This window comes from Rhodococcoides kroppenstedtii (genome assembly GCF_900111805.1).
GTDB lineage: Bacteria > Actinomycetota > Actinomycetes > Mycobacteriales > Mycobacteriaceae > Rhodococcoides > Rhodococcoides kroppenstedtii.
The window spans coordinates 98,216-113,827 of sequence record NZ_FOJN01000002.1 but is presented as its reverse complement, the minus strand read 5'-3'; the positions used below and the strand labels follow the sequence as shown (position 1 = coordinate 113,827).

16 protein-coding genes are annotated in these 15,612 nt (G+C 70.4%); 8 read left to right on the top strand and 8 right to left on the bottom strand.

The window, feature by feature from the left end:
• Positions 1–7: 7 nt before the first annotated feature.
• Genes BMZ18_RS02730 through BMZ18_RS02715 form a run of 4 tightly spaced genes read left to right on the top strand, consistent with a single transcriptional unit; the run spans position 8 to position 3,693 of the window.
• Complete coding sequence (locus tag BMZ18_RS02730; protein ID WP_068363640.1) at positions 8–394, top strand: universal stress protein; 387 nt, start codon at positions 8–10, stop codon at positions 392–394.
• Positions 384–938, top strand: coding sequence for a tripartite tricarboxylate transporter TctB family protein (locus BMZ18_RS02725; RefSeq protein WP_068363637.1), 555 nt, complete (start codon positions 384–386; stop codon positions 936–938). The genes BMZ18_RS02730 and BMZ18_RS02725 overlap by 11 nt, the downstream gene beginning before the upstream one ends.
• On the top strand, positions 938–2,443 hold the full coding sequence (locus tag BMZ18_RS02720; protein WP_068363634.1) for a tripartite tricarboxylate transporter permease: 1,506 nt from the start codon (positions 938–940) through the stop codon (positions 2,441–2,443). Before BMZ18_RS02725 ends, BMZ18_RS02720 begins: the two co-directional genes overlap by 1 nt.
• Complete coding sequence (locus BMZ18_RS02715) at positions 2,440–3,693, top strand: NADP-dependent isocitrate dehydrogenase (protein ID WP_068363631.1); 1,254 nt, start codon at positions 2,440–2,442, stop codon at positions 3,691–3,693. Before BMZ18_RS02720 ends, BMZ18_RS02715 begins: the two co-directional genes overlap by 4 nt.
• Positions 3,694–4,000: 307 nt before the next feature.
• Here the strand turns inward: BMZ18_RS02715 and BMZ18_RS02710 are convergent, their stop codons facing one another.
• On the bottom strand, positions 4,001–4,300 hold the full coding sequence (locus BMZ18_RS02710) for a hypothetical protein (RefSeq protein ID WP_068363628.1): 300 nt from the start codon (positions 4,298–4,300) through the stop codon (positions 4,001–4,003).
• Positions 4,301–4,650: 350 nt separating this feature from the next.
• On the opposite strand from BMZ18_RS02710, the gene BMZ18_RS02705 reads away from it, so the two are divergent.
• Entirely contained in the window at positions 4,651–5,019 is a 369-nt protein-coding gene (locus BMZ18_RS02705; protein ID WP_068363625.1) for a histone-like nucleoid-structuring protein Lsr2, read from the top strand.
• 128 nt (positions 5,020–5,147) lie between these two features.
• Here the strand turns inward: BMZ18_RS02705 and BMZ18_RS02700 are convergent, their stop codons facing one another.
• Genes BMZ18_RS02700 through BMZ18_RS19995 form a run of 3 tightly spaced genes read right to left on the bottom strand, consistent with a single transcriptional unit; the run spans position 5,148 to position 6,809 of the window.
• Positions 5,148–5,705, bottom strand: a complete 558-nt coding sequence (locus BMZ18_RS02700) for a hypothetical protein (protein ID WP_068363622.1) — start codon at positions 5,703–5,705, stop codon at positions 5,148–5,150.
• A complete protein-coding gene (locus BMZ18_RS02695) occupies positions 5,702–6,280 on the bottom strand; it encodes a hypothetical protein (protein ID WP_068363619.1) in 579 nt (192 codons plus the stop codon). Before BMZ18_RS02695 ends, BMZ18_RS02700 begins: the two co-directional genes overlap by 4 nt.
• A 25-nt stretch (positions 6,281–6,305) precedes the next feature.
• A complete protein-coding gene (locus BMZ18_RS19995; RefSeq protein ID WP_068363616.1) occupies positions 6,306–6,809 on the bottom strand; it encodes a lytic transglycosylase domain-containing protein in 504 nt (167 codons plus the stop codon).
• 1,365 nt (positions 6,810–8,174) lie between these two features.
• Between BMZ18_RS19995 and BMZ18_RS02670 the strand changes: the two genes are divergently transcribed.
• Positions 8,175–9,419, top strand: coding sequence for a serine/threonine-protein kinase (locus BMZ18_RS02670; protein WP_074921751.1), 1,245 nt, complete (start codon positions 8,175–8,177; stop codon positions 9,417–9,419).
• A gap of 9 nt (positions 9,420–9,428) precedes the next feature.
• Here the strand turns inward: BMZ18_RS02670 and BMZ18_RS02665 are convergent, their stop codons facing one another.
• The 3 genes from BMZ18_RS02665 to BMZ18_RS02655 are packed head-to-tail and all read right to left on the bottom strand — an operon-like array spanning position 9,429 to position 12,363.
• Positions 9,429–10,376 carry an endonuclease/exonuclease/phosphatase family protein gene (locus tag BMZ18_RS02665; protein WP_068365685.1) on the bottom strand — a complete coding sequence of 316 codons (948 nt, stop codon included), beginning with the start codon at positions 10,374–10,376 and terminating at the stop codon, positions 9,429–9,431.
• A complete protein-coding gene (locus BMZ18_RS02660) occupies positions 10,373–11,032 on the bottom strand; it encodes a response regulator (RefSeq protein WP_068365684.1) in 660 nt (219 codons plus the stop codon). The genes BMZ18_RS02665 and BMZ18_RS02660 overlap by 4 nt, the downstream gene beginning before the upstream one ends.
• Entirely contained in the window at positions 11,029–12,363 is a 1,335-nt protein-coding gene (locus tag BMZ18_RS02655; RefSeq protein ID WP_074921749.1) for an ATP-binding protein, read from the bottom strand. The genes BMZ18_RS02660 and BMZ18_RS02655 overlap by 4 nt, the downstream gene beginning before the upstream one ends.
• A 133-nt stretch (positions 12,364–12,496) precedes the next feature.
• Here BMZ18_RS02655 and BMZ18_RS02650 point away from each other — a divergent pair, with 133 nt between their 5' ends.
• Complete coding sequence (locus tag BMZ18_RS02650) at positions 12,497–13,831, top strand: PspC domain-containing protein (protein ID WP_068365682.1); 1,335 nt, start codon at positions 12,497–12,499, stop codon at positions 13,829–13,831.
• Positions 13,824–13,985, top strand: coding sequence for a hypothetical protein (locus tag BMZ18_RS19585; RefSeq protein WP_156511650.1), 162 nt, complete (start codon positions 13,824–13,826; stop codon positions 13,983–13,985). Before BMZ18_RS02650 ends, BMZ18_RS19585 begins: the two co-directional genes overlap by 8 nt.
• A 28-nt stretch (positions 13,986–14,013) precedes the next feature.
• Here the strand turns inward: BMZ18_RS19585 and guaA are convergent, their stop codons facing one another.
• Entirely contained in the window at positions 14,014–15,558 is a 1,545-nt protein-coding gene (guaA, locus tag BMZ18_RS02645; protein WP_068365687.1) for a glutamine-hydrolyzing GMP synthase, read from the bottom strand.
• Between the last annotated feature and the right edge of the window lie 54 nt (positions 15,559–15,612).

Sequence of the window (15,612 nt, the reverse complement as noted above, 5' to 3'; positions counted from 1 at the left end):
GACACCCATGAGCGTTCTCGTGGCGTACTCCAATACCACCGAGGGCCGAGCAGCCCTGCAGCACGGCATCCGACTCGCCGAACTCGAGGACATACCCGTGGTCGCCTTCGACTTCGACACACCCACCACCCGCGACGACCGCGGTATCGACCCGCCCCACCGCGAGGGGGACGACGCCGGCACGGTGCGCTGGATCGGACGCCGCAAGGACGATCCCGACGCGGCCGATGAGCTCCTCGACACCTCGGAGGAAATCGGCGCCACGACCATCGTCGTCGGCATCCGTCGACGCTCCGCCGTCGGCAAATTGCTCCTCGGATCGAATGCCCAACGCATTCTCCTCGGCGCCGATGTGCCCGTGCTCGCGGTCAAGGCGGACACCCATGACCACTGACGTCACCACCCCCGGTCACGAGCGATTCGACGAGCACCCGAGAGCCGGCGGCTTCCGCCGCGGCCGAAGCGGACTCGTCGTCGCAGGACTCGTTCTCGCACTGGCGATCTACCTGACCCACGGCATCCTCACGATGGAGGTGCCCGGCAGCGCTGCGACCCCCGGACCGGCCTTCTTCCCGGTGATCCTCACCGTCTGCGCGTACCTCCTCGCGATTCTGCTCGCGGTCCAGGTGCTGCGCACTCCCGACAGTCCCGACCCCGACATCGTTCAGCCGCGGGGCGGGAGGCACCGCACGCAGAGCGACTGGCGTGCGCTGGGCATCACTCTGGCCGCGTTCCTGCTCTTCACCGCGATGCTCGTCCCCGTCGGCTGGGTCATCTCCGCCGCCGTGTTGTTCTGGGGTGTCGCGTACGCCATGGGGAGCCCCCGGCCCACCATGGACCTCGGCATCGCCCTGGTCTTCTCCTGCGGGGTTCAGGCGTTCTTCTCCGCCGGCCTCGGCTTGAACCTGCCCGCCGGGATTCTGGAAGGACTTCTGTGATGGACAGCCTCGATCTGCTCCTGGGCGGCTTCGCTCAGGCCCTGACACCGATGAACCTGCTCTGGGTCTTCGTCGGAGCGTTCCTCGGCACCGCGGTCGGCGTCCTGCCGGGCCTCGGATCGGCCATGGCCGTCGCCCTGCTCCTTCCGGTCACGTTCTCCCTCGACCCGACCGGCGCATTCATCATGTTCGCCGGCGTCTACTTCGGCGGCCTGTTCGGTGACTCGACCATGGGCATTCTGATGAACACCCCCGGCGGTTCGACGGCCATTGCCACCTCGTTCGAGGGACATCGCATGGCGAAGCGGGGACGCGCGCCCCAGGCTCTGGCCACCTCGGCCATCGGCGCCTTCATCGGTGGACTCATCGCCACCACCCTCGTGGTGTTCTTCGCCCCGTCGCTCGCGGACCTCGCCATCAACTTCGGCCCCGCCGAGTACTTCGCTCTGGCGATCTTCGCGTTCATGGCCGTCGCGTCCGTCGTCTCCGACTCCGTTCTGAAGGGACTGGCGGCTCTGCTCATCGGGCTGAGCTTCGCCGTCGTCGGCATCGACGGCATCACGGGCACCCAACGCTTCACGCTCGGTGTTCCCGAACTGTTCGACGGGGTCAGCATCATCGTCATCACCGTCGGTGTGCTCGCCCTCGGCGAGGTCTTCTACGTCGCATCGCGTATCCACCGCACCCGTGTCCAGGAGATGGGCGGCGTGACCGGACGCCCCTATCTCTCGCGACGGGAATTCCGCGAGGCAATCCCAGCGTGGCTGCGTGGCACCGGCTTCGGCGTCCCGTTCGGGGTCATCCCCGTCGGCGGCGCCGAGGTACCGACCTTCATGGCCTACAGCGCGGAGCGGCGTCTCGACCGCAGAAGGAAAGACCCCCAGTTCGGCCACGGCGCGATCCGCGGCGTGGCCGGCCCCGAAGCCGCCGGCAACGCGACCTCGGGGACCGCGATGGGAGCACTGCTCGCCATGGGACTGCCCACGTCCGCGACCGCGGCGATCATGCTGGCCGCGTTCCAGCAGTACGGCCTCCAACCCGGCCCGTTGCTGTTCGAGCGCAACGCCGATCTGGTCTGGGCCCTACTCGCGTCGCTGTTCGTCGGACTGCTGATGCTGCTGATTCTCAACCTGCCGTTCGCACCCGTGTGGGCGAAGCTGCTGCTGATCCCGCGGCTGTACCTGTACGCCGGCATCACCGTCTTCTGTGCACTGGGCGTGTACGCCACCTCGGCAGCGGTCACCGACCTGCTCCTCGTGTTCGGCATCGGGTTCGTAGGATTCCTCATGCGTCGCTACGGGTTTCCCCTCGCTCCCGTCATGATCGGCGTCGTCCTGGGTCCCCTGGCCGAGACGAGTCTGCGTAACGCGATGATGTCCAGCGGTGGCGACGCCTCCGTGCTGGTGGGCAGCCCGATCACCTGGACGCTCTACGGCGTCCTCCTCGCGGTGCTGGTGTACACGGCATTCTCGCGCGTGCGCAACCGCACTCGGGCGGACACATGAGCAGGATCCGCGTCGCCGGTGCCGTCGCCGAACTGTGCGGGGACGAGATGGCGGCGGTGATGTGGCAGATGGTCACCACCGAGCTCGTGCATCCGTTCCTCGAGATCGAGATCGACCGGTACGACCTGTCCCTGGCTTCGCGTGATCGCACCCACGACCGGGTCACGGTCGCAGCGGGGCACGCCGTGCTCGAGCACGGTGTGGGCGTCAAGTGCGCCACGATCACCCCCACCGTGGCGCAGGCCGACGAGTACGGGCTCGCCGAGCGCTGGCGATCGCCGAACGCGACCCTGAGAACGATGCTGGGCGGCACCATCTTTCGATCTCCGATCATCATGGAATCGATTCCGCGACTCGTACCGGGGTGGCGCGAACCGATCGTCATCGCCCGGCACGCGTTCGGCGATCAATATCTGGCGGGTGAGATCACCGTGCCCGGGCCCGGCACCGTGACGTTGACGTACACACCCGACGACGGATCGGCCCCCGTCGAGCGAACGGTGGCCAGGTTCGCCGAGCCCGACGGCGGCGGAGTCGTTCTGGGACAACACAATACGACTCGCTCCATCGAGGAGTTCGCTCGCGCGACGTTCCGCTACGCGCTGGTGGTGTCGTACCCGGTGTACCTCACGACCAAGAACACCGTGCTGGCGACGTACGACGGCCACTTCACCGACGTCTTCGCCCGCGTGTTCCGCACCGAGTTCGCCGCCGAATTCACCGAGCGCGGCCTGACCTACGAGCACCGCCTCATCGACGACATGGTCGCCGCGGCCCTGCGGTGGCCCGGTGGTTACGTGTGGGCCTGCAAGAACTACGACGGCGACGTGCACTCCGACGTCGTGGCGCAGGGGTTCGGCTCGCCCGGCCTGATGTCGTCGGTGCTCCTGACCCCTGACGGCCGAACCTGCCTGACCGAAGCCGCGCACGGCACCGTGACGCGCCACTACCGCCGACACCGACGCGGCGAGGCCACCTCGACCAACCCCATCGCCGTCATCCACGCCTGGAGCAGAGCCCTCGCCCACCGCGCATCGCTGGACGGCAACGAACGGCTTCACGACTTCGCCCACACGATGGAACGCTCCGTCGTCGAGGTCGTCGACAGTGGCGTGATGACCGCAGACCTCGCCGCCCTCGTTGGCCCGGAACGACGACCCGTCTCGACCATCGACTTCGTCCGCGCGGTGGGCTCTCGACTCCACCACATTCGGAACACCAACCACGACGGGCGCCGATCCGACGCATAATCCGTGCATGCCGCACCGAATGCCGGCGCACGGGTCACACTGTCGCGTGCGCCCCGAGGCGGCCTACTCGACGCCCGCAACCCGAACGCGGACGACAGGTCGGCGCAGACGCCACGGCAGGAAAGCGCGAGGAGTGCGCCGAGCTCAACTTTGCTCGTCGCCCTGGCCGCGCATGGGTGATTCCTCGGTCAGGGTCGAGGGCTTCGCAATCGGGGTGTGACCGACCTCATCGCCAGTGCTTTCTCGGCACCAGCCGGGCGAACCGAGCACCTCGGCGGTTTCCGCGCGTGGACCGCAAGGTGGTTCGTCAGAACATCGCTAGCTGCGCGGGATCGCCCGGACCCCGCCGCGAGGGCGTGGTGCGAATCGCTGGCGGGGCGTAACCGGCGGCCACCAGAATCGCCGATCTCACCGCCTGGCGTTCTCGGGGCGAGAGCGACGGGCGGCGGAATTCCGCCAGCCATCGGTTGCTGCCGGGTTGCGGTGCGCTCACGACGCGATCGGTGAGCCGGTCGAGGAGAACGTCGACCCGATCTTGGAGCACCGTCGCAGCCTCCGTCACCGCCGCGGCGGAGACCGACGGCGGGACGCCTCGACGGCCGGTCACCGCGTCTCTTTCATCGCCGCCGTCGACTCGTCCCGCTCGACTACCGCAGCTGCGTTCGCGGTATGCGCAAGAACAATGGTCCGGCAGGTGTCAGCGACGAGTTCGTGGGGAAGCGGCGGCCCTGCCAGAGTTCTGATGCGCATGACTGCACTCTGCACTCCCCCACCGACACAGCGCTCACCCCACAAAGAAATCCCGTACCGGCCGCTCCGAATGGTTCAACCCTTCGACCTGAGTTCTGTCGAGAGCGCGGCAACATTGTGCTCCGCGCCGAATTTCGTAGATGCGCGAGAAGTCGTGATACAACTCGATCGATCAGTATTCGTAACGACGAACAGGACGATCACCCCGTGGCCAAGCAATACGTCATCGAATTGACCGACGACATCGACGGAACCGCCATCGCCGAAGGAACCGGGGAGTCGATCAGTTTCTCGGTCAACGGGATCGACTACAGCATCGACCTCAAGGACAAGAACGCCACCGAATTTCACCGCAAACTCGACTACTACATCCAGCACGCCGAGCGCGTGGGTGGACGTAAGCGCAAGGCCGCCACCCCGAAGCCGTCCGCGGCGGCCGAGTCGGCACCGTCGACGAAGCGAGATCCCGAGCAGACCCGCGCCATTCGCGAGTGGGCCAATGCCAACGGCTACACCGTCAACTCCCGCGGCCGCATTCCCGCCGACATCGTCGAGGCCTACGACGCCGCAAACTGATACGCCGCAAACCCCGCGTCGTTCTCACATCGCCGAGCCCCGCATCGCGTCACGCTTCAATGACGTGGTCGCTTCGGCTCCATCCGCTCCGCGTCCGGTAAATCAACTCCTGCCGGACGTGGAGCGAGTCAGCGAGTACTCAGCGCTCCGGTGACGGTGGTCATCTCCGTCGCCACGCGCCGAAGGTGCAGCACGGTGGTCTGGTCGGGCCCGGCCTCCCACGGCACCGGCGGCCCGGACCGAGCCCGCAGGTACCGCACGATGGACTCCACGGTGTCGGCGACCGCGGCGGCGAGCACCCGATACCCGGCAGCCGGGTCTCCACAGGAGCAATCGGCCAGCTGCAGCACGTCGCAGAGGTCGTCGAACGCGGCCCGCGCCTCCCACGACGCGGCGTCAGCGTCGCGGCCGAGCGCGACGTACCAGCTCTCCGCGGCCCGACACACCTGATCCCGAGCGGTGTCGAGTGCGCCGGCCAGCACCGGGTCGGCGTCGACGGTGCGGTGCACCAACCGCAGCGCGAACGCCACCGTCTGCACGTCCGCAGGTGTGAGGTCGTCCCCCCACGGCACGGCCAGCAACGCCGCGGTGGCCGCAGCTACCGGTGCGGTGTCGCAGCGACCAGGTCCGGTGTGTCGGGTGCGCATCGATCGGCCTCCGTCGTTGCTGTTGTCGTGGTCGGTCACAGGGTGCTGCTCAGGATGCGGTAGTTCGCCACTGTCCACGAGTCGTCGACCCGGTGCAGGGTGACGTCGGCGGTGTAGGTGGTGAACGGAGTGCTCTCCCGCGAGCGGTGCAACACCGTCTGGCTGATGGTCACCGGCACCGTCGCCGAGTCCCCGTCGACGACCGTTTCACCGGACGCCTCGACGGCGGCGGTGACGGTGTCGTCGCTGCGCGACCACCCCGCCCACTCGCTGATCGGCCTCGGAGCCGGATCGGGCGGTGTCGCGGCAGCGATGGCGATCGGCCCGGTCAGAAACGCGCTCTGGGTGTTGAGGGCGTCCCAGGTGGAGTCCTGCACCGACGGTTGCCAGGTATAGATGCCGGCCATGACCACGGTGGCCACCGAGGTCGGATCGTCGGAGATGGGGTCGAGGGCGAAGCCGGCGTCGGTGCCGCCCCGCTCGCCCTCACCGCTGGTGGTGCCGGTCAGAACGACCAGGGCGGTACCGACCGCGATGAGAGCGACGACGGCGACGGCCGCGAGGACCGCGGCGACGACGCCGGGTGCGCGGAAGGTGGTGCGGGAGACAGGCATCGGTGATGAGTCCGTTCTTCTGTCGTCAGCGCGCGAGGTCGTAGGCGGCGGCGGTGCCGGTGATAGTGGTGACGTAATTCTGTGTTTCTGCATAAGGCGGGGTTCCGCCGAACTGCTGGACGGCGCCGGGGCCGGCGTTGTAGCCGGCGAGCATCAACGCCACCGGATCACCGCTGATGGCACCGGATTCGATACCCGGCCTCAGCGTGTCGGCGACGGCGCAGTTGTAGCGGCCTTGCGCCATGACGGCGTCACCGACGTCGTTGGGATCCCCGGCCCCGGCAGGGCCGGTGACCTGCCCGGCCTCGTCGACCGGGTATCCGTAGGAGGCCCAGGTGCCGGGAAGGAACTGCGCGTACCCCTGCGCCCCGGACGGGCTGGTCAGCCCCACGGTGAACCCCGACTCCTGCTTCAGTTGCGCGGCGAGGATCGCCGGGCACAGCTCGCGGCACTGCGCCGCCGAGAGCGGCAACCATTTCTCGAATTCCGGCGGGATCTGCCCCGCGGCGAGGTCGGCGTGGTCGCCCAACCCGGCACCGGGCGCGGTGGTGCAGGTGCCGTTCGCCTTCGGTGCCGATCCAGCCCCGTCGGGGGCGGGTCCGTAGGTTCGGCCGGGTGCGGGCGGTCCGTGGCCGACGACGGTGACGTGGACGTGGTCGAAGTGGTTCTGTGTCGGTGATCACCCGGTCCCCGACCTTCAACAAGACGCCGTCGGCGAACATGTGGCCGTAGACGGTGGAGACGAGTTGGCCGTCGATGTTGTGGTCGAGGACGATTCCAGTTGCCGAACCCCGACGCGGGACCGGCCTGGGAGACGACTCCGTGGGCGTAGGCGTAGATGGGGGTGCCGATCGGGCCGGCGATGTCCATCCCGTTGCGGTGCGCCGCTCCGCCGACCGCAAGGCCGCCCCGCGGGACCAGGAGGTCACCATGTCCTGCTCGGCAGTAGTGAACTTGAGCTCGCCGGAGAGGCGTTCGACCTCACCGATGGGCAGACCCCCGCAGACGACCATGCCGAGCATGGTGGTCAGGGCGACGTACTCGGCTTTGATGTCCCCGGCGACGATCGGCGTCTGACCCCACGCGGTGGCCCCGAGCAGGACCTTCCGGATCAGCGAGGACTTACCCAGCCCGGGGAGGGAGAGGACGAACATCGACGGGTTGGCGATGTGGTTGTCACGGAAGTAGGCGAACGGATCGCACGCCACCGCTTCTCCGGTGACGGCGTGCTGACCGACGATGGTGCCCGAGTTCGGGGCGGCCGCACCGATGGCCCACGGGTTGAGCCCGCACAGCTGCACCGACGACGCCTCGTACTCGATCGGGGCGGGCACCGACGTCATTCGACCGCCGCCGGCGCCCCGCGCCCCGTCCGCCGTGGTCACTAGCGCCGACCGCCACGACGGGTCCGCGCGGTGATTCCCCTGCGGCGCAGCGGTGTTGGAGCCAGAACCGGCATCGTCGCTGTGGGTGTCGCGCCAGCGGGCCAGGCCGATCCCGATACGGCTGAGCTTTGCCGGTTCAGGCGCGTCGCCGGCCTCGATGCGGGCGGCGAGGTCGGCGTAGTCGAGGTCCGGGACGAACCCGCGCCGCCGCGGCGGCTCATCGGGATCGGTCGAGGCTCTGCGGGTGTCGGTGAGTGTCATCGGTGGTCGCCTCCTTCCGAGGGTGAGGGGGTCAGCTGCGGAGGGTGAGGGCGGAGGTGGTGATGTGGTCGGGCAGCAGCACCCCGAGTCCGAGGCCGGCGGCGAACCCGGCGTCCTGGAATCCGTGCGCGCGCCGCAGCCGCAGCCGGGCGCGGGCGGCGAGCGATTCGGTGCCCGAAAACCCCTGGTCGGACGCCTCGATCAGGACCGAGAGTCACGGAGAGCCACCGTCGGATAACCTCGACGCCGTGACGGATCCCCAGCCTTCCGGTGACGCCGCGACCCCTGCGCGCCGCACCCGCCCGGCCGTCGGACCCGACTATCTCCTGGCCGGTCGCTACCGCCTGGACAGCAAGATCGGCGGCGGCGGCATGGGCGCAGTCTGGCTGGCGAGCGACACCCTTCTCCGACGCAAGGTGGCGGTGAAACAGGCCACCTCCACCGTCGATCTCGAGCCGGAGGCGGCGCGCGAGGTTCGCGACCGCGCGCTCCGCGAGGGCCGGATGGCCGCGCAGCTGAACAATCCTCATGCGATCGCCATGCACGACGTCGCGATCGACGGCGGCGAGCCGTGGCTGATCATGGAGTACCTGCCCGCGCGCAGTCTCGCCATGGCTCTCAACATCACCGAGACGCTGCCGCCGACCGAGGTGATCCAGATCGGCGCTCAGATCGCCGACGCCCTCACCGCCGCGCACGCCGCCGGCATCCTGCACCGCGACATCAAGCCCGGCAACATTCTGGTGGCCGACCGCGGCAGCGCCCTCGGCATGGTCAAGATCAGCGACTTCGGCATCTCCCGGGCCAAGACCGACACGCACGAGGAGAACAGCGCCGTCATCACCGGCACCCCGGCGTATTTCGCCCCCGAGGTCGCGCGCGGCGCGGATCCCACCGAGGCGAGCGACGTCTTCTCCCTCGGCGCCACCCTCTACACCGCCACCGAGGGACAACCGCCGTTCGGCATCGACGCCGATTCCATCGCCCTGCTGCACCGGGTCGCCGGCGGTCGGATCACGCCGCCGCGGCGCAGCGGCCCCATGACGGCGACCCTGCTGCACATGCTCGAACCGGACCCGTCGCGTCGTCCGTCGATGGCCGAGGTCCGCGACCGCTTCGTCCGCCTGGCCGTCGGCAAGAACGGCAGCCCCTCCGCGGTGCTGAACACGCCGCTGCGTGCGCAGGACGGTCAGGTCCCGTTCTGGGCCTCCCGCGGAGCCCGGGTCCCGACGTCCACCCGCCGCGCCGAACGCATCCACGGCCGCACCATGACCGGTCTGCCGGCCGCCCCCACCGCCGTTCCTCTGGACCGGGTTCCGCGGCCGAGCGCCGACGGAACCACCCCCGATCGGGAGGCACCCCGGCCCACCTACGCGCCGCCCCCCTTCGAGCCGCCGACCCGCCGGTCGGGGCCGTCGGAGAACCTGGTGCTGTGGCTCGGTGTCGGCGCGGGTGTCCTGGTGCTGATCCTGGTGCTCGTGTTGGTGCTCTGACCGACCGACCTAGCCGAGCGCCAGGTCCACGACCAGCCCCCGGTGGTCGGAGCCGGCGATGTCGACGACGGCCCGGGACGTCGCGCCGACACCCCGCACCAGGACGTGGTCGATCCCCACCAGGGGTGGGTAGCTCTTGTCGGTGGGATAGGTCGGCACGATGCCCGCCCCGACGGCGTCCCCGACGTCGACGTAGCCGTCGGTCAGCAGCGCCCGGAACCGCGCGTGGGCGTGCGTGGCGTTGAAGTCACCGCCCACGATCACCGGCTCGGGAGAGCCTGCGGCCGTGCGGAGTTCGTCGCGCAGCATCGACATCTCCTGCGCCCAGACGGCCGTCGGCGTCGGATACGGCGGCACGGGATGCACGGCGTAGACCCGCACCGGACCGGTGCCGAGGTCCACGCGCGCGGTGACGCTCGAGAGCAGATAGCCGTCCAGTTCCCGGCCGTCGGTCACCGGAACGCGGCTGTAGATCCCGGCCCCCGCCCCGCCGGGATAGGGCATGACGAACCGGTAGGGCAGGACGTCGCCGAGCCCCGCGTCGTCGAGGGCGTCGACGAACTCCGGGGTGAGTTCCTGCGCGGTCAGCACGTCGACGCCGCGGTCCCGCACGGACGCCACCAGCGCCGCCGAATCCGCCTCCCCCAGCATCACGTTGGCCTGCATGAGGGTGATCGGCGTGCCGGACGGGGCATCCCCGTCCGCGACGTACAGGGGCACCACGACCGTCGCGGCGATCGCCAGTACCAGCGCGGAAGCCCCCGCGACCCACCAGCGCCGCGCCGTGAGAGCGAGGAGCATCCCCACGACGGTGCAGCACAACAGGATCGGCGCGAACGACGCCGGTCCCACCACGATCATCCGGGGAATGTCGACCCCGGACGTCGCGACGGCCACCACCCCGGCGAGCAGGCCGAGTGCGGCGAGGACGGTCGCGACCGGGCGCAGTCGCCTCATTCGATCCGGCGGCGGTGGGCCCACCGGGTCAACGCGTTGCGGTTGGACTGCTGCGTCTTCCGCAGCACGTTGGACGCGTGGGTCTCGACGGTCTTGACCGAGATGAACAGCGTCTCCGCGATCTCCCGGTAGGTGTACCCGCGCGCGAGAAGGCGCAGCACCTCGAGTTCGCGCGGGGTCAGCGAGTCCAGTTCCGGGTCCAGCGCCGGTTCCGGCGCCGAGGATCGGCCGGTGAAGGAGTCGAGAACGAACCCCGCCAGTCGCGGTCCGAACACCGCGTCCCCGCCCGCGACGCGGCGGACGGCGTCGGCCAGGTCCGCCCCCGAGATCGACTTGGTCACGTAGCCGCGCGCGCCCGCGCGGATGACGGCGATGACGTCCTCGGCGGCGTCGGACACCGACAGCGCGAGGCACACCGGGCCGTCGTCGATCGCCTGCAGGACCGCGACGCCGCCCCCGTCGGGCATGTGCACGTCGAGAAGCACGACGTCCGGCCTCGTCGTGGCGATGCCGCGCACCGCGTCCGCGACCGAGCCCGCCTCGCCCACCACGGTGATGTCGTCGACCCGGCCGAGTTCGGCGCGGACCCCGGAGCGGAAGACCGCGTGATCGTCGACCAGGAAGACGGAGAAGGTACGGGTGGCCGGGTCGGTCACGCGGATCGATCCTCTCGCTCGTGGTCACGACGGTCGTCGCGGTGGTGGTCCTCGACGGTGTCCTTCCGGCCGAGACCCCGGGGAACGACGATACCGATCTCGGTGCCGCGGCCGGGAGTCGAGCGCACTTGCACGGTCCCGCCGCGGCGCTCGATCCGCCCCCGCACGCTCTTGGCGAGTCCCTGCCGGTCCGGCGCCACCGCGGCCGGGTCGAACCCGCACCCGCGATCGCGCACGTAGACCTCGACGGACTCCTCGGTCACCTCCGCGTAGAGGTCCACCGAGGCGACTTCGGCGTGCTTGGCGGCGTTGACCAACGCCTCGCGGGTCGCCCCCAGCACGGCGGTGGCGGCCTCCCGACCCAACCCGCCCGCCTCCGGCGTGTCGTCGAGAGGAAGATCGCCCACCGTCACCGGGTCGACGGTGATGCCGTAGTGGTCCTCGACCTCACCGGAGATGGTGGTGAGCGCGCGCACCAGGCTCGCGTGATCCTCCCGGCCACCGCCGAACAGCCACTTGCGCAGCTCCCGTTCCTGACTGCGCGCAAGCCGCATCACCTCGGCCGAATCGTGCGATTGCTTCTGGATCAGGGCCAGCGTCTGCAGAACCGAATCGTGCAGATGCGACGCGATGTCCTCACGTTCCTCGGTGCGGATGCGCGCCGCCCGCTCGTCACCGAGGGCGCGCCAGAGCCGCATCCACAACGGCACGGTCAGGAGCACGATGCCCACGACCGTGACGGCCACGGCGACGAACGAGGACTGCAGTGCCGCCATGTCCGCGCGGGAGAGTACGACGACGCACAGCCCGACCACCACGAGCGTGGCGCCGGCGACGATGCGCGCCCAGCCCAGAACCGACGTGCGCTGTCCCCGCGGCGACGCCGATCTCGTTCCGGCCGAGTCGAATTCACGCCACACCACCGTCGCGCCGACCGCCACGACGACCACCGGGACGACGACGGCCGAGGACAGTCCGATGGGGCCGGACCCCAGTACGAGCGCGCCGAGGATGCCGAGCGCGGCGAGTCCCCACGCCCGACGACGTTCCCGGCCAGTCGGTTTCGTGGTGTCGTCGCCCGCGGAGGTGAACACCCACAGCAGGGCGTAAGCGACGATGCCGGCGCCCGCCATCGCACAGAGCACCGCGAACGTCGCGCGAACGCGGACCACGTCCACCGACAAGTGATCGGCGAGACCGCCCGCCACTCCGGCGATGACCCGTCCACCGGCTCGACGCCGCAGCACCGGCTGCGCGGTGTCCTGTCGCGCGGACCCGGCGGGCACACGCGTCGACCCGGGAGCGGGTTCGACGGCGGGCAGCGTGGACACGCCTTCGATCCTGACACGACGGACGGCGGAACGGTATCGGGGTTCACCCCCATGTCGCGGCGTCCGACGCGCGGTCCCGAATTCAGGGTTCGCCCCGATGTGCCGACCGCCGGCGATCACCAGGATGAATGCCATGACCACGCCCACCGCTTCCGCGCAGCTGTCCGAGATCTGGCGAACCCGACCGTCCCGGCTACGCGATGCCGGGCCCGGCGCCGGCGTCGCCGCGGGTGTCGCGCACCGCTACCGGGTCGATCCGGTGCTGGTGCGCGTCGCGTTCGTCGTCTCCACCCTGTTCGGCGGTTCCGGCCTCGTGCTGTATCTCGCCGCGTGGCTGACGTTCCCCCGAGCGGGCGAGACCACGTCCGCCGCGGAGTCGCTGCTCGGTCGCGGCCGCAACTCCGAGTCGCACACCACCGCCGTCGTCCTCGCGGTGGTGCTCGCGATCGCCCTGGTCAGCACCGGCCCGATCGGCGCCGGGTCGGGCCTCGTCTCGACGATCGCCATGCTGGGCGGCTGGTACCTCCTCCATCGTCGGACGCCGGAACCGCCGGCGGGCGTCGGCCCGCTCGTCGACTCCGGCGCGCCGTGGCCAGCGACGCCGCCGGCACCGGGAATGCCGCTGCCGCAGCAACACTGGCCGTCGCCGACGCCGCAGCAGTGGTCCCCGTACACCCGTCTCCCCGAGCGCTACGTCCCCGATCCGCAGCCCGCACGCGCCGCCGGTGATGCCCCGGTCTCGCTGAGCAAGGACCGCACCGACACCGCCGGGCCCACCGGAGCGACTCCGGCCGCACCGCCCGCCTGGGATCCGCTGGGCGTCGCGCCCTTCGCGTGGGATCTGCCCGAGCCCCGCCGCGCGGCCGTTCCGGCCGTCGCCGCACCACGGTCGTCGCACCTGACGTCCACCACGATCGGCATCGCCGTCGTCGCGTCGGCCGTCACGGTCGCCCTCGGCGCCGTGCTCGGAACCTCGTGGGTCTCCGCGACAACCGTCGGCGCCGTGGCCCTCGCCGTGATCGGGGTGGGGCTCGTCGTCGGCGCGTTCCGACGACGCGGCTACGGACTGCTCGTCGTCGCCGCCCCGCTCGCCGGCTTCGTCGTCGTGTCCGCCTTGGTCGGTATCGACTCCGGCGCCCCGCGGATGGGCAACGTGACGGCGGCGCCGACGAGCATGGCGGCCCTGGCCGGCTCCTACTCGACGTCCGTCGGCAACGTCGACCTCGATCTGCGCGGCCTGACGTTGACAGAGGACCGCCGGATCCGCGTGGACACGTCGGTGGGCAACGCGAGCGTCACCGTGCCGCCGTCGATGAACGTGGTGGTGAACTGCGATTCGAGTGTCGGCAACATGGACTGCATCGGCAGCCCGGGCCGGCGCGTCGACGGAACCGACGGGGCCGACGCCCCGGTGCTCACCATCGACGCCGACACCGCACTCGGCAACGTGGAGGTCACCCGTGGCTGAGCAGACGCCCCGCGTCGGGGACGACTCTCTCGGCGACGCGACGGACGACCGTCGCCGGGGCCCGTCGATCGTGCTGCTCGTCTCCGGCCTGGCGACGACGGCCCTCGCCGCCGTCGTCCTGGCCGGGGTCGATCCGACCCCGTGGTTTCAGTGAGACGTGACCGGACCCGACCGGGCGGGACTCACTCCCACTCGATGGTGCCCGGCGGCTTGCTGGTCACGTCGAGCACCACGCGGTTGACCTCGCGGACCTCGTTGGTGATGCGGGTGGAGATCCGCTCGAGCACGTCGTAGGGCAGGCGGGTCCAGTCGGCCGTCATCGCGTCCTCGCTGGAGACCGGCCGCAGCACGATCGGGTGGCCGTAGGTCCGGCCGTCACCCTGGACGCCGACGCTGCGCACGTCCGCCAGCAGCACCACGGGGCACTGCCAGATCTGCGCGTCGAGCCCGGCGGTGGTGAGCTCCTCGCGGGCGATCGCATCGGCGTGACGCAGGGTCTCCAGCCGGTCCGGGGTGACCGCGCCGATGATGCGGATCGCGAGACCCGGGCCGGGGAACGGCTGGCGCGCGACGATCTCCTCCGGCAGTCCCAGCTCGCGGCCGACGGCCCGCACTTCGTCCTTGAACAGCAGCCGCAGCGGTTCGACCAGGGAGAACTGCAGGTCCTCCGGGAGACCGCCGACGTTGTGGTGGCTCTTGATGTTGGCCGTGCCCGTCCCGCCGCCGGACTCCACGACGTCGGGATACAGGGTGCCCTGGACGAGGAAGTCGATGCTCTCCCCGTGCGCTGCGCTGTCGCCGAGCTCGGCCGACACGGCACCTTCGAACGACCGGATGAACTCGCGGCCGATGATCTTGCGCTTGGTCTCGGGATCGGACACGCCGTCCAACTCGCGCAGGAACGTCTCGACGGCGTCGACGGTCACCAGGCGTGCGCCCGTCGCGGCGACCAAGTCCTGCTGCACCTGCTCGCGCTCACCGGCCCGCAGCAGACCGTGGTCGACGAAGACACAGGTCAACCGGTCCCCGATGGCGCGCTGCACCAGCGCGGCGGCGACGGCCGAGTCCACACCGCCGGACAGGCCGCAGATCGCCCGCCCGTCCCCGACCTGCTCACGAACCTGCTTGACCAGGGCGTCGGCGATGTTCGCGGCGGTCCAGGCGGGGGCGATGCCCGCGATGTCGTGCAGGAAGCGCGAGAGCACCTGCTGGCCGTGCGGGGAGTGCAGGACCTCCGGGTGGTACTGGACCCCCGCGAGTCGGCGGGCGCGGTTCTCGAATGCGGCGACCGGCGCACCGGCGCTGGTGGCCACGACCTCGAAGCCCTCGGGTGCCTCGGTGACCGCGTCGCCGTGGCTCATCCACACCGGCTGCGTGCCGGGGAGCCCGTCGTGCAGGGTGCCGCCGGAGACGGTGAGATCGGTGCGGCCGTACTCGCGCGTGCCGGTGTGGCTGACGGTGCCGCCGAGCGCACCGGCCATGGCCTGGAAGCCGTAGCAGATGCCGAACACGGGGACGTCGAGGTCGAAGATCGCCGGGTCCAGTTGCGGCGCGCCCTCGGCGTACACGCTGGACGGGCCGCCGGAAAGGACGATGGCCGCCGGCTTCTTCGCCGCGATCTCCTCGACGGAGGCGGTGTGGGGCACCACCTCGGAGAAGACCCGAGCCTCCCGGACACGACGGGCGATCAACTGCGCGTACTGGGCACCGAAGTCGACCACCAGCACCGGGTTCGCGTTCCCGGTGGTTGCGGCGACCGTCTCGGCCTGGAGTGTCTCGTC